We start from the raw sequence: 12,668 nt of genomic DNA, 5'->3' as shown, positions 1-12,668 counted from the left end.
TAGGCGCGGCATCCGTGAACCCACCGGGCATCCCACCGGAACTATTGCGCCGGCGTCACTCGCAGTGCCCCGACAGCGCATCGACGACCGCCGTGGCATCCGCCTGGAATCGGGAGTAGTAGTCGCGATCCATGTTGATCTGCACCCGGTGGATCGCGTGCGACGGCTCCATGCTCTGCCAGTCGGGAAGCCGGCCGAGGCGGTCGAAGAACAGGGTCGCGGCGGTCGCCGGATCCATCCGCTGCTCGGCGCTCCCCCACCAGTCCTGCTGCTGGAACAGTCCGATGCTCGTCGTGCGCGAGCCGTCGGGGTTCGTGAACCCGCTCGTCTCCCAGTCGCCGTAGTCGATGTTGTGGAGGCTGCTCTCGCCCATCGCCGTCATCACCCCGAGGATCTGCCCCTCACGCGGGAAGCCGAGCCCGGCCGCCGTCTTCACGATGGTCGCCGCGTTCTCGAGCTGCTCCCCGCTCCACCCCTCGATGCCCGCCGCCGGGAACGTCTGCGGCTCGTCGATGCAGATCGGCGCGGGGTCGCGCGCGAGCCCGAGCGGGATGAGCGCCAGCAGCCCGCCGAGCACCAGGACGGCCGTGGTCGACACGAGCACCCGCTGCAGGATCTTCCGGCGGCGGAGCCGGATCGCCGCCTGCCGTCGCGTGCCGGGCTTGCGCCGCCGCGCCGTGCTCTTCCGCTTCGATCTCGGCTTCGTCGTCGCTCGCCTGCGCTTCGCCGGCGACGCCGCGCGTCGGGGACTCATGCCGCGAGGGTTCCGCGCTCTGTTCGCGGACGACGGCCGATGAGCGCGGCGAGTCCGCCGCCGATCGCGCCGAAGAGGTGCCCCTGCCAGGAGATCCCGTCGGCGACGCCGAGCACTCCCGCCAGCATCGTGGCGCCGTACAGGGCGAGCACGATCAGCGCGATGACGGCGTAGAGGATCCGGTGGGCGACGCGGCCCGGCGCGAACACCCGCATCACGACGTAGCCGAAGTAGCCGAACACGAGCCCGGAGGCGCCGACCGTCAGCGTGCCGGGAGCATTGAAGAGCCACGTGCCGATGCCGCCGACGACCGCGACGATCGCCGTGACGGCCCAGAATCGGCGGGTGCCTTCGACCGCGACGAGGCAGCCGAGCACGAGGAACGGCACCGAGTTGCCGATGAGATGCTGCCAGTTCGCATGCAGGAGCGGACCCAGCACGATGCCACCGAGACCGGACACATCCCACGACCGCAGTCCGAAACCGGTGAACGATCCCGGCAGGATCGCATCGGCGAACTGCACGACCCACATCGCGACGAGCAGGAGCACCGGCGAGGCGAAACGGCCGAGCGGATGCTGCGCCTTCGGTGGCTGAGTGACGGTCACCGGATGATTGTCGCAGGTGCAGCCAGGAGAGGACTGAGCATCCGGCGGATCACCCGCAGAAAAAGAAAGTGACCCTCCGCGCACCCAGCAGAGCCCGGTTACCCTTGCTGCGTTTCCGCCCTGGGGGAATTGGCCTGGATGCCGCCACGCGGAGAGCCGTCAACCATCCTAACCCGATGCGCCGGGTGGTTCGAACCGTCACCGCGGATGGCGGAGAGCTCAGGGGAACCTGCCAGAGCGTTACCCCCTCCACAGGGTTACGATCGAGTAACGCGCACCGCAGCGCCGATGTGAGAGGGAACGCATGCCCGAGAACGCCCCCCTGGTCCCGGTGACGATCGACGCCGAGCGGTTCGCCGCGCAGACCTCCGCGATCCTCGGCTCCATCGGCCAGGTCATCGACGGCAAGCCCGATGCCGTGCGCAGCGCTCTCGTCTGCCTTCTCGCCGAGGGACACCTGCTCATCGAAGACGTGCCCGGCGTCGGCAAGACCATGCTCGCCCGGGCGCTCGCCGCGAGCGTTGATGCGACGGTGCGCCGCATCCAGTTCACCCCGGACCTGCTTCCCGGCGACGTCACCGGCGTCTCGGTCTACAACCCGGTCGATCGGGAGTTCGAGTTCAAGCGCGGCGCAGTGTTCGCCCACATCGTGATCGCCGACGAGATCAACCGCTCCTCCCCGAAGACACAGTCCGCGCTGCTCGAGGCGATGGAGGAGGGACAGGTCACGGTCGACGGCGCCACGCACATGCTCCCGAAGCCGTTCCTGGTCGTCGCGACCCAGAACCCGCTCGAGATGGAGGGCACGTACGCCCTGCCCGAGGCGCAGCGCGACCGCTTCATGATGCGTATCTCGATGGGATACCCGGATGCCGCAGCCGAAGCGCTCATGCTCCGTCAGCGCGACGTGGTGAGCCCGCTCGCCGCAGTGACGCCCGTCGCCGATGCGGCGTCCATCTCGCAGCTCATCGCGTGGGCGCGCTCCGTGCACGTGGCCCCCGCGCTGGAGGAGTACACGGTCGCCCTCGCGCAGTCGACCCGCTCCGACCCGAACCTCCACCTCGGCGCGAGCCCCCGGGCCACCCTGCAGCTGATCAGGGCGGCGAAGGTGTGGGCCGCCCTCGACGGACGCGACTACGTCATCCCCGACGACATCACCGCGCTGCTGATCCCCGTGCTGGCGCACCGGCTGCTTCCCGCGCGCGGCGCCCACCGTGCCGGCGCACAGCCCGTCGAAGCCGCACTCACCCAGATCGTCGAGCGGGTGCGCGTTCCCGTCGCGACCCGTTCCTGACCGAGACCCTCATGCGACGACGCCGATCCCTCACCAGCCGCGGCGCCGGTGCGCTCATCGCCGCGCTGGGCTGCATGATCGCCGCCAACGTCCTCGGCGCCCGCATCCTGCTCTACATCGGGGTGCTGCTCGCCGCCCTCACCCTCTTCTCGCTCCTCGCCGTGCGTCTCCCCCGCCGCTCCGGGACGGTCACCCGCCAGATCTCCACCGACCTGCTGACCGTGTCGGAGACCTCGAGGGTGACGGTGCGCTTCACGTTGCGCGCCCTCCGCGTGCCGCGAGGGCTGTGGCACGACGTGCTGCCCGATGCCGTCACCGGAGACTCCGGCGGCGAGTACCCGCCGGAGACCGGGCAGCTCAGCTACCTGATCACGGGGGTCCGACGCGGCGTCTGGCCCCTCGGCCCGCTCATGCTGCGCACCGTGGATCCGTTCGGGTTGGCGCAGCGCGAGCAGTCGTTCGGCGACACCCGCAGCGTCACGGTCGTTCCCGAGGTCTTCGCCCTCGCCCCGCTCGCCGTGCGGGTCGGAGCTGCCGGTGGCACCGCCCACACCTCGTCGACGAGACTGGGGCAGGGCAGCGACAACCTGTCGCCGCGGGGTTACATCCCCGGCGACTCGATGCGTCGCATCCACTGGCGGGCGACCGCCCACCGTGGGCAGCTCATGGTGCGTCAGGAAGAGGAGGAGTCGAGCCCTGACGCGGTCGTCGTGCTCGACCGCAGCAGTCGCCACTGGGATGCGCCGGGCGTCCACGCCGATCCGGCCTTCGAGACCGCCGTTTCCCTGTGCGCATCCGCCGCCATCCATCTCGCGTCCGAGGGCTACAGCGTCGACGTGATCGACGGCGCGGGAACTCTGCTCGGTGCCCTGCGCGGTCACGAAGACGACCGCGACGGCCTGCTCGTGGCGCTGGCGATGGTGACCCCCCGCGGCGAGAGTCGGGATCTGGCGTCGCTCATCGGCGGAACGCCTCCCGGCCCGCTGGTCTTCATCACCGGGCGCCTCGATGAGGAGGACGCCGCCCTGCTGCGTCCGGCGGGAGCCACCGCCCCGATGCTGTTCAGCACCGAGCTGCTGCCCGGTGCCGCCGAGGCCTCCGCCCCGCACGGCTGGACGGTCGTGGAGATCGGCGAGGACATCGCCGAGGCCTGGGAGGATGCCGTCTCGGCGCGGATCGGGGTCGGCGATGTTCCGCGCTGAGCAGTCGCCCCCGACCGCGGCCGCCCCCGCGCCGACCGCGCCACGGTGGCATCGCGACCGTGAGGAGACGACCGGTGTCGTCGGCCCCGGTGCGATGGCGGCTGCGGCGACGCTGGTGGCGACGTGGCCGTACACGTCGGTCATCTCTCCGGGCACCTGGTCGGGCACGGTCCTCGTCGTGGTCATCGTCGTGGCCGGGACGGGCATGCTGCTGCGGCACCTGCTGCGCCGACGGGCGGCATGGGTCCGGGACACCGGCACCCTCCTCGCCCAGATCGTCGTGGCCATCGGCGCCGTGACGCTGCTGGTCGCAGGTGACACCGCGCTCTTCGGGGTGGTCCCGACGACGACCACCCTCGCGGTGTTCGGAGCCCTCGCGGCCGCGGCCTTCGAGGAGGTCGCGTTCGGTTCCGCGCCGCTCGATGCCTCGCCCGGGCTCGCCGCCTCGATGGGCGTCGGCTTCGCGATCGTCGCGATCCTCCTCGATCAGCTCGTGGCGCATCGCTCGGCCGTGCTGGCTGCGCTGCTGACCGGCGCCATCGGTGCGGTGCCGATGATCGTCACCCTGAGTGAGACGAACGTGATCTGGTTCGTGCTCTACGGCGTGATGGCCCTGCTCCTCTTCCGTTACACCGCGCGACGGCATCCGGAATCGCCTCGCCGATCGTCGACCTCGCTCGCCGTCGCGCTCGGGGCCGCCGCGCTGGTCACGACCGTGGCCATCGCCCCCGCGCTGCCCGTCGCGACGAGCATGGCCGGCACCGGCGTCGGCGTCACGGTCGACGCATCGCTGCGCCTCGGTGACGACCTGCGCCAACCGAACCCGGTCGAGGTGCTGACCGTGGCGGCGGACGGCGAGACCGCCCCCTACCTGCGGCTGACGACGCTGTCCCGATTCGACGGACGCGTCTGGCAGCCCGACCGAGGCGACCTGCAGTCGCAGGACGACGGCTTCGGCGCCCCGGAGTGGGGTGAGGGCATCGCGACAGAGGAGGAGAACACCTCCATCCGGGTGCTGCGGATGTCCAGCTCGTGGCTTCCGGTGCCGTATCCGGCCACCGACGTGCAGGGACTCAGCGGATCGTGGCGGGTCTCCCCCGACAATCGCACGCTCTTCTCCCGCAGCGCCGATGCCGTCGGCAACGACTACACCGTCACCTCGTCACGACTCATCCCGACGCTCGAGCAGATCCGCGCGATCGACGCCGCACCCCCCGTCGTCGATCCCGAGGCGGAGCCTGTGGAGCTGCCGGGCATCATCGCCGAGCTGGCCACCGACGTGACCGCGGCCGCGAGCACCGACTACGACCGCCTCCTGGCGCTGCAGAACTGGTTCCGCTCGCAGTTCGCGTACTCCCTCGAGACACCGGTGCAGGAAGGCTTCGACGGCACCGGAGCCGAGGCCGTGGCGCAGTTCCTCGAAGAGCGTCAGGGGTACTGCGTGCACTTCGCCGGTGCCTTCGCGCTGATGGCCGAGAGCCTGGGGATGCAGGTGCGCATCGTCGTCGGGTACCTGCCCGGCTCGCTCACCGACGAGAAGCGCGGCACGGAATCGGTCTTCTCCGTGACCAGCGACCAGCTGCACTCCTGGCCGGAAGTGCTCTTCCCCGGGGTCGGTTGGGTTCCGTTCGAACCGACCGCCTCGCTGGGCGTGCCGACCGCCTTCCGTGCAGGAGTGACGCAGGGCGGTGGACCCGGAGACCCCGCCGCCCCCGTCCCCACCACGGCCCCGCAGAGCGAGGAGACCTCGGCTCCGGAAGTGGACCGTGACCCCGACGGCGGCGACTCCGCGGACGGCGGCGCACGGCGCACCCTCGACCCGATGCCGGTCGCGCTCACCGGACTCGGCATCGTCGTGCTGCTCCTGTTGCCGGCGCTCATCCGCGTCGTCGAGCGCCGCGGCCGTATGAACCGGGCGCGAAGCGGGGACCCCGCGGCAGCCTGGGCCGAGCTCCGCGACACGCTGATCGACCTGCAGCGGGACGTGTCGGATGCCGAGACCCCGCGCGTGCGTGCGGCGGGACTGGTGCGGGAGAGCCAGGTGGACCCGGAGGCGATGCGTCGACTCACGGATGCCGTCGAGCGGTCCAACTACGCCCGGTCCGGCGAGGCATCGGCAGATCTCTCCGAGCCGCTGAGCCAGGTCCTGCGACAGTTGCGCGGCAGTGTCGACCGACCGACGCGGGTGCGCGCCGCACTGCTGCCGCGGTCGCTGTACGCTCCGCGAGCCGCCGAGCCGGGAGCGGCGGTCTGACGGCAGGACTCCGGGACGCTCGGCTCGGGTCGGTCGAACCCGCGTTCAGGCGGCGTGAGCCGCGCAGGGCACGGCGACGCAGGCCTCGCACACCACGAACTGCGAGCGGCAGGAGAGATCGGGGCAGTTGGCGGTGCGCTTGGTGGGCGTCCCGCAGCCGACGCACTCGCCGATGACCCGCGCGTGGTCGGAGAAATCGACGGAGCCACGGCCGTCGAACACGTACAGCGAGCCGTCCCAGAGGCCGTCATCGCCGTACTTCTCGCCGTAGCGGACGATACCGCCCTCGAGCTGGTAGACCTCGCCGAAGCCACGGGCCGTCATCAGGCTCGACAGCACCTCGCAGCGGATCCCGCCGGTGCAGTAGGTCACGACGGGTTTGCCCTTCAGGTCGTCGTAGGCACCGGAGTCGAGAAGCTGCACGAAATCCCGGGTCGTCTCGGTGTCGGGCACGACCGCGCCGCGGAACCGCCCGATCTGCGCCTCGAGGGCGTTCCGGCCGTCGAAGAACACCACGTCGTCGCCACGTTCCTCGATCAGGCCGTGAAGTTCTTCGGGGCTCAGCCGCGTGCCGCCACCGACGACGCCGTGCTCGTCGACCCGCAGCTCCCCCGGGGCTCCGAACGACACGATCTCGTCACGCACCTTGACGCTGAGCTTGGGGAAGTCGAGGCTGCGGCCCTCGGCATCGAGCCCCGTCCCCTCGCTCCATTTGATGTCGGCGTCCGCGAACGGCGTATACGAGCGAAAGGAACGGAGCCATTTCTTCAGGGCCGTGATGTCACCACCGAGCGTGCCGTTGATCCCGTCCTTCGAGATGAGCAGTCGTCCGCGCAGCCCGAGCGCCTCGCCGATGTCGCGCTGCCAGACGCGCACGGCGTCGGGGTCGGCGAGGGGCGTGAAAGCGTAGAAGAGGACGATCTTGGGGGTTGCCACCCAGGAATCCTACGTCGGGTGCGGGTGGTGGGCGGAACCCGCTCAGAGCCGGTCCCTGCGACGCACGACGAGCACGGCGGCGGCGCCGAGCACGAGGAGCCACGCGCACGCGATCGCCGCAGACGCCGCGCCACCGAGCCCCTCGTGCGCGAGACCGGCTGACGACAGGAGCGTCTGCAGGGGCAGCACGTCGGCCAGGGAGGGTGCGATGTCGGCGAGAAGGGCGGCGGGCACGAGCGTCGCCGGGACGACGAACAGCACGAGGATCGGGCTGCGGATCAGCACACCGACGAGGTATCCCCACAGCCCCGCAGCCCCGATCGCCGCCAGAGTCCGCCCGGCCGTCGCGGGAGGGAGCAGCTCTTGGCCCGATGCGACCAGGAAGGCGGTCTCGAGAGCGACGGCGCCGACCCCGCCGAGCAGCAGGCTCGTGAGCAGAGTCGTCGCGGCTCGGACGCCGAAGACGGCGACGGGGCCGCCGTAGAGCTGCGCCCTGGCCAGCACACCCGCCTTGTCGGCGAGCGTCACTCCGAGCGCGCCGAGCACGGCGACGACGAGGATGAGACTGCTGAACACGGACGCGCTCAGTCCCACGGCGACCTCGGCGATGGCGGGCGCGGGCGCGATGCCCAGCTCGGCAGGAAGCGATGCGAGCAGGGAGACGATGAGGAAGAGCATCACGGGCAGGAACGCCCACGGCAGAGGGTCGCCTCGCACCCGTCGGAGCTCCGCAGCGATCGTGCGGACGATCGGACCGCGACCGACCGGCGGCACGGCCGGCGCCGACGTCATCGCGCGCGCCTTCGCACGACCACCACGGCGAGTGCGGTCACGACAGCTGCCCACCCGAGCAGCACGGCGCAGCTCGCGCCCGTGGGCAGGAGACCGTCGATCGGCGCGCCCGTCGCTCCCGCGAACGCCCCGACCGGGAGGAACCTCTCGATCGCCGGCACGGTGAACAGCAGCGGCAGCTCGATCATCGTCGGCAGCAGCAGCACCACGGCGGAGACGACGTAGTAGTTCCGGAAGATCCACCCCAGCGACCCCCCGATCACGGCCCCGGTGGCTGCCACGAAGATCGAACCTCCCACGATGCCCCAGAATGCGCCGTCGAGCTGCAGGTGTCGACCGTATGCGGCGAGCGCGATGCTCGTGACACCGGCCCAGATCGCCGCACCGACCACGCAGAAGACGATGCTCGTGGCCACGCTCGACAGGAGCTTCGCGAGGAAGACACGACGCAGCGAGCCGATCACGATCGTGCGTGACATCGAACGGTAGTAGAACTCCCGCGAGACGGAGTAGCTCCCGAGGTACATCGCGGTGATCCCGATCGAGGCGATGAGTCCGAAGACCATCCTGGTCGCCATGCCGTCGTCGAGTGCGCGCACTCCGTCGAGCGGCGGCCCCATGGTCAGCAGGAGGACCGGGATGAGGATCACGAAGGAGCCGACGCCGAGCATCGCGAGGCCGCTGATGCTGCGGAGCAGTTCGCTTCTGAGCACGTCAGGCATTGCGACGACCCCCTGCGGCGGCGTCGATCAGATCGAAGTACCCCTCCTCGAGCGAGGAGTCCCCTCCGCGGGTCAACGAGTCCAGCGGCCCCCGGAACAGCACGGTGCGACGCATCACGACGACCTCGTCGACGCTCTGCTCGAGTTCGGCCAACTGATGGCTGGAGACGAGGACGCTGCCTCCACGCGCCGCGAAGTTCCGGAGGAATCCACGGAGCCAGCGGATCCCGCCGGGGTCGAGGCCGTTCGCCGGCTCGTCGAGCACCAGCAGCTCGGGATCGCCGAGCAGGGCAGTCGCGAGTCCCAGTCGCTGGAGCATCCCGGTCGAGTACTTCTTCACCCGCTTGCCGGCGTGCGCCGTGAGGTCGACCTGCTCCAGCACCTCGTCGACCCTCGAGCGCGGCGCGCCCAGAGCGAGCCGGTAGATGTCGAGATGCCGCGCGGCGGTGATCCCCGTCTCGAAGCCCAGCCCGTCCATGTGCACACCGACTCGCCTGGCGGGATTGGGGAGCGCCGCGAAGTGCTCCCCGAACACTCGCGCCGACCCCGCTGTGGGATGGAGCAGTCCGACCAGCCCCCGCATCGCGGTGCTCTTCCCGGCCCCATTCGGGCCGAGCAGTCCGACCACGGATCCGGCCTCCACAGTGAAGGTCAGGTCTTGCACGACGGTATCGCCGCCATAGGACTTGGTGAAGCCGTCGAAGGTCACGACTGCGGTCATGGGTTCACTCCTTGCGTGAGAGGACGGGAGACGGGGACACGACCGATCAGTCGATCCGCATGGCGGTGGATGGGGGCGATCAGCTCGGGATGCGCGCCTCCGTCGGCGCGGGTGAGGAGCTTGGTGAGCGCGTACAGCTGTGCGACGACGCCGTCGTCGGTCTCGAGGTCGTCGCGGAACCGTCGCGCGATCTCGTCGGCGACAGCGGGCACTCCGAGCGAATGGGCCAGGAGGAAAGCGGCGTCGTATCCCCGCGGCGCCAGGCCCCACGCTTCCCAGTCCACGATCGCGAGCGGGGCCGTGTGGATGTTGTTCCAGTGGAGATCGCCGTGACACGACACCCAACGCCCCGGGTCGGTGTCGATCTCACAGCCGAAGAAGACGGCGATGCGTCGGCGGATGCCGACGGGGTCGAGGGACATGCGCGTCGTCGGAGTGGCGGCGACTCCGGCCAGTGCCTGCTCCAGATCAGACCACCACCCCGCATCCACAGCCGGGCCGTCGCGCAGTTCCGGCGTCGCCGCAGCAGGGGTGCCCGGCACCGCAGTCATCAGCTCCGCCCGAAGCAGGAGCGCTCCTTCGGTCTGCTCTCGCACATCCAGGAACAGGGGTTTGACGCCGATGTGGATCGCTCCGGCATCCTGGTTCCCCGTCCACCACGGTCCTCGAGCCCACTCGGCGCGCGCCCACACGATGCGGAGCCAGAGCACATCGCCTCCGCGTTGCACCGCCGAGCCGATCGAACGGTCATGCCAACCGTGGACGGGTTCACCGATCGCCCGTACCTCCAGCTCGGTCGCCATGCGCGCCAGTGCCTGGCGCAGCATCCGGCGCACATCATTCTCCGGTGCGCTCGGCGGGATACCGGCATTCATCGGTGCTCCGATCCGAGCGCGGCCACCGGTCGGGCCAGGAAGGCTTGCCAGAGCCAGACGGCGATGTTCGTCGCACGCGAGTCAGAGAACGTCGCCCTCCCGTACGGGGGCAAGGTCTCCGCCGTTTCGACTTCTGTCAGGCCCCTCGTCCAGGCGGGCGTGGTCAGGCCGGAGGCGCTCACGGGCACGAGTGCGGCGAGGTCGACCCCGTCGTCATGCTCGGCGGATCCGCTGCCGACGGTCGCGTTGCCCAGTGGATGGCGCAGGACGATGCCGTTGCTCTCCAGCGTCACCGCCGTGCCCACCGCCGGCAGTTCCGCTGAGGTACTCGCCACCAGACGGACGCCCTCGCCATCGGCCGCGAACCCGACCTGATGAGCGGGCTGCATCGGGACGAGGAACAGGATCGCTCCTGCCACCGCGATGATCGCACCGAGGGACACGGCTGTCCGCCGCGCATCCGGCCGACGGCCGTGTAACGCACGGACACCCCGGATGAGCGCGGCGGCTGCCACGGCGATCACGACTGCCACGGTGAGCAGATAGGCGATGGCGGGCACGACCCCGAGGCCGGCGACCATCGACGAGGAGCGGTAGAGCACCAGTCCGACCAGCACGACCGGGAAGAGCCGACAGGTGACGCCGTACGCGACCAGCCAGCCTCGCCGCGTCGAACCTGACCCGCCGACAGCCATCGTCCGGTCAGCCTTCATGGTCCCGAACAGCATCGCGCCGAGAGTCTCTCCCGCCGCGTGCATGGCATGGCGCCGCAGATGCGGATGGTCCAGCGCCGACATCAGCGCCAGATAGCCGTCGAGCTGCACGAAGGGCAGCAGGTTGAGCACGGTGATCATGAGGCACGAGAGCCCGTACAGCACGAGCGCGGCGTGCAGCATCGGATCTGTGAAGAAGCGCGCGAGGACGATGCTCGCCGCTGCGCAGAGCAGGTGCACCGCGGGCCCGGCGAGCGCGACGGCCACACGCCGTCCGCGCCGTCCCAACCGCCAGCCGTCGGTGACGTCGCAGAAGAAGGCGGGGGCGAGGTAGAACAGCATGGCTCCGATGCGCCGGGGCGACCCGCCGAAATGGCTGAGGACGGCACCGTGCCCGAGCTCGTGCACGACCGTGGTGAGGACGATCGCCACGCTCAGCCCGATCACGACGGGCAGCGGCACGGGATGATCGAGAACCCCGACGATGTCGTCGGTGCTGAGGAGACCGACGACGAACCCTGCGAGCACGATGGCCAGGAACACGACCGCGCCGGGAGCCTCCACGGCGACTCGGGTGATCGGGCGGAGCGCGGCGAAGAGACGGGCCGGGTCTCCGATGCTGAACTGCACGGTGAGCGGGGGCTGGAACCGCCAACGGGAACCTCGGTCGAGCCGACGGTCGCGGTCTCCCCGCTGCGCGTCTGTGCGCAGGAGACCGGCGTCGGCGAGGCGACGCGCAACTCCCCCGACATCGTCAGACGTCCACGGTTCGCCGAGCTCCTGAGCGATCTGCGACACCGTCCGCACCCCGGTGAAGTGCCGTGCGACGGTGGCAACCGACTCGGAGATCCGGGCCTTGGGCACTCGGTCACGCGCGATGATCCAGGCGCCCTCCGCGTCTGCCGGCGCATCGACGGAGACACGCACCCCGAGCTCCGGTCGAGCCGAAGCCGGGAACACCGTCATCGGAAGCTCGCTCGTCATCGGACGCACTCGAGCATGGACAGGCTCTGCGACCCGTCTGCGAGACGGACCGGGAAGGCATCGCGCACGCGCAACCCCGCGGTGCTCAGCTCTGCACGCAGCTGCGTCTCATCGAGAAGGTTCACCCGCGAGGCGAACACTTCTGTAGTGCGCACTCCTGCCTGCCGACGCAGGTGCAGCACGCTCACATCTCGGTGGCCGGCCGTCGAGTCGACCTGCTCATCCAGGATCACGACCTCGACAGGGTCCGCGTTCAGCGGCACGAGCCGCGTCTCGGCTCCGCCCGTATAGGCGCCGGTCGAGTGGACCGAGACGAGGAAGACACCATCGGGCGCCAGGTGCGCGCGCACAGCCTCGAGCATCGTCCGACGCCGGGGTGGAGGCAGCAACGTGATCGAGGTCGCCGCCAGCACGATGAGTCCGAACGACCCATCGACGTCGAACGCGCTCATGTCTCCGAGCACGGGAAGAACCTTCGCACCCGCGCGCTGGGCGCGTCCCTCAAGCAGCTCGAGCATGCGCGGCGAACTGTCGAGCGCGACCGTCTCACGTCCCAGGCGACCGAGCGCGACAGTGAGTCGACCGCTGCCGCACGCGAGTTCGAGGATCCTCCCCTCGGTGCGCCGGCCGATACGGAGTATCTCGCGCACCTCGCTGTCGTCACCACGGGTCATCGCGTCGTACACCTCCGAACCTCGCTCGCTGTAGAGGTCGGTGACGACGGCGTGCGGTTCGAGGACGGCGAGCAGCCGCGCCATCGACGAGGTCAGGCGAGAATCGGTCATGCGGACTCCTTGTCTGGGCGGGCAGGCG

At 70.3% G+C, this 12,668-nt stretch carries 12 protein-coding genes and 1 other RNA gene; 3 read left to right on the top strand and 10 right to left on the bottom strand.

The annotated features are described in order from the left end of the window. Nucleotides 1-55: 55 nt before the first annotated feature. The 3 genes from HCX50_RS17540 to ffs all read right to left on the bottom strand — a co-directional run bounded on the left by HCX50_RS17540 (nucleotide 56) and on the right by ffs (nucleotide 1,523). Nucleotides 56-754, bottom strand: a complete 699-nt coding sequence (locus tag HCX50_RS17540; protein WP_167635218.1) for a hypothetical protein — start codon at nucleotides 752-754, stop codon at nucleotides 56-58. After that, nucleotides 751-1,362 carry a rhomboid family intramembrane serine protease gene (locus HCX50_RS17535; RefSeq protein WP_091028766.1) on the bottom strand — a complete coding sequence of 204 codons (612 nt, stop codon included), beginning with the start codon at nucleotides 1,360-1,362 and terminating at the stop codon, nucleotides 751-753. The genes HCX50_RS17540 and HCX50_RS17535 overlap by 4 nt, the downstream gene beginning before the upstream one ends. A gap of 64 nt (nucleotides 1,363-1,426) precedes the next feature. Then, nucleotides 1,427-1,523, bottom strand: an RNA gene (gene ffs / locus HCX50_RS17530) — signal recognition particle sRNA small type. Between the two features lie 143 nt (nucleotides 1,524-1,666). Between ffs and HCX50_RS17525 the strand changes: the two genes are divergently transcribed. The 3 genes from HCX50_RS17525 to HCX50_RS17515 are packed head-to-tail and all read left to right on the top strand — an operon-like array spanning nucleotide 1,667 to nucleotide 6,112. Beyond that, nucleotides 1,667-2,656, top strand: a complete 990-nt coding sequence (locus HCX50_RS17525) for an AAA family ATPase (RefSeq protein WP_029261029.1) — start codon at nucleotides 1,667-1,669, stop codon at nucleotides 2,654-2,656. Nucleotides 2,657-2,667: 11 nt separating this feature from the next. Continuing rightward, nucleotides 2,668-3,858: a DUF58 domain-containing protein gene (locus tag HCX50_RS17520; RefSeq protein WP_167635217.1), complete on the top strand. Its 1,191-nt coding sequence runs from the start codon at nucleotides 2,668-2,670 to the stop codon at nucleotides 3,856-3,858. Beyond that, entirely contained in the window at nucleotides 3,845-6,112 is a 2,268-nt protein-coding gene (locus HCX50_RS17515; protein WP_167635216.1) for a transglutaminase family protein, read from the top strand. The genes HCX50_RS17520 and HCX50_RS17515 overlap by 14 nt, the downstream gene beginning before the upstream one ends. Before the next feature lie 45 nt (nucleotides 6,113-6,157). Here the strand turns inward: HCX50_RS17515 and trhO are convergent, their stop codons facing one another. From trhO to mpaM, 7 genes are read right to left on the bottom strand one after another with little or no spacing between them, the layout of a single operon-like run. Then, nucleotides 6,158-7,048, bottom strand: coding sequence for an oxygen-dependent tRNA uridine(34) hydroxylase TrhO (trhO, locus tag HCX50_RS17510; protein ID WP_167635215.1), 891 nt, complete (start codon nucleotides 7,046-7,048; stop codon nucleotides 6,158-6,160). 42 nt (nucleotides 7,049-7,090) lie between these two features. Then, nucleotides 7,091-7,840, bottom strand: a complete 750-nt coding sequence (locus HCX50_RS17505; protein WP_167635214.1) for a hypothetical protein — start codon at nucleotides 7,838-7,840, stop codon at nucleotides 7,091-7,093. Continuing rightward, nucleotides 7,837-8,553, bottom strand: a complete 717-nt coding sequence (locus HCX50_RS17500) for a hypothetical protein (protein WP_167635213.1) — start codon at nucleotides 8,551-8,553, stop codon at nucleotides 7,837-7,839. The genes HCX50_RS17505 and HCX50_RS17500 overlap by 4 nt, the downstream gene beginning before the upstream one ends. A 1-nt stretch (nucleotide 8,554) precedes the next feature. Further along, the gene (locus HCX50_RS17495; protein WP_167635212.1) at nucleotides 8,555-9,283 is read right to left on the bottom strand and encodes an ABC transporter ATP-binding protein; all 729 of its coding nucleotides are present in this window, start codon (nucleotides 9,281-9,283) and stop codon (nucleotides 8,555-8,557) included. Next, nucleotides 9,280-10,158: a phosphotransferase gene (locus HCX50_RS17490; RefSeq protein WP_091028739.1), complete on the bottom strand. Its 879-nt coding sequence runs from the start codon at nucleotides 10,156-10,158 to the stop codon at nucleotides 9,280-9,282. Before HCX50_RS17490 ends, HCX50_RS17495 begins: the two co-directional genes overlap by 4 nt. After that, on the bottom strand, nucleotides 10,155-11,855 hold the full coding sequence (gene mpaP / locus HCX50_RS17485) for a daptide biosynthesis intramembrane metalloprotease (RefSeq protein ID WP_167635211.1): 1,701 nt from the start codon (nucleotides 11,853-11,855) through the stop codon (nucleotides 10,155-10,157). The genes HCX50_RS17490 and mpaP overlap by 4 nt, the downstream gene beginning before the upstream one ends. Beyond that, nucleotides 11,852-12,640 (bottom strand): daptide-type RiPP biosynthesis methyltransferase, encoded by a 789-nt coding sequence (gene mpaM / locus HCX50_RS17480; RefSeq protein WP_167635210.1) that lies wholly within the window; start codon nucleotides 12,638-12,640, stop codon nucleotides 11,852-11,854. Before mpaM ends, mpaP begins: the two co-directional genes overlap by 4 nt. Between the last annotated feature and the right edge of the window lie 28 nt (nucleotides 12,641-12,668).

The sequence above is a fragment of the Microbacterium sp. B19(2022) genome, from assembly GCF_012030385.1.
Classification (GTDB): domain Bacteria; phylum Actinomycetota; class Actinomycetes; order Actinomycetales; family Microbacteriaceae; genus Microbacterium; species Microbacterium oxydans_B.
The sequence above is the reverse complement of the archived record's forward strand: the minus strand, read 5'-3'. Positions and strand labels throughout refer to the sequence as shown.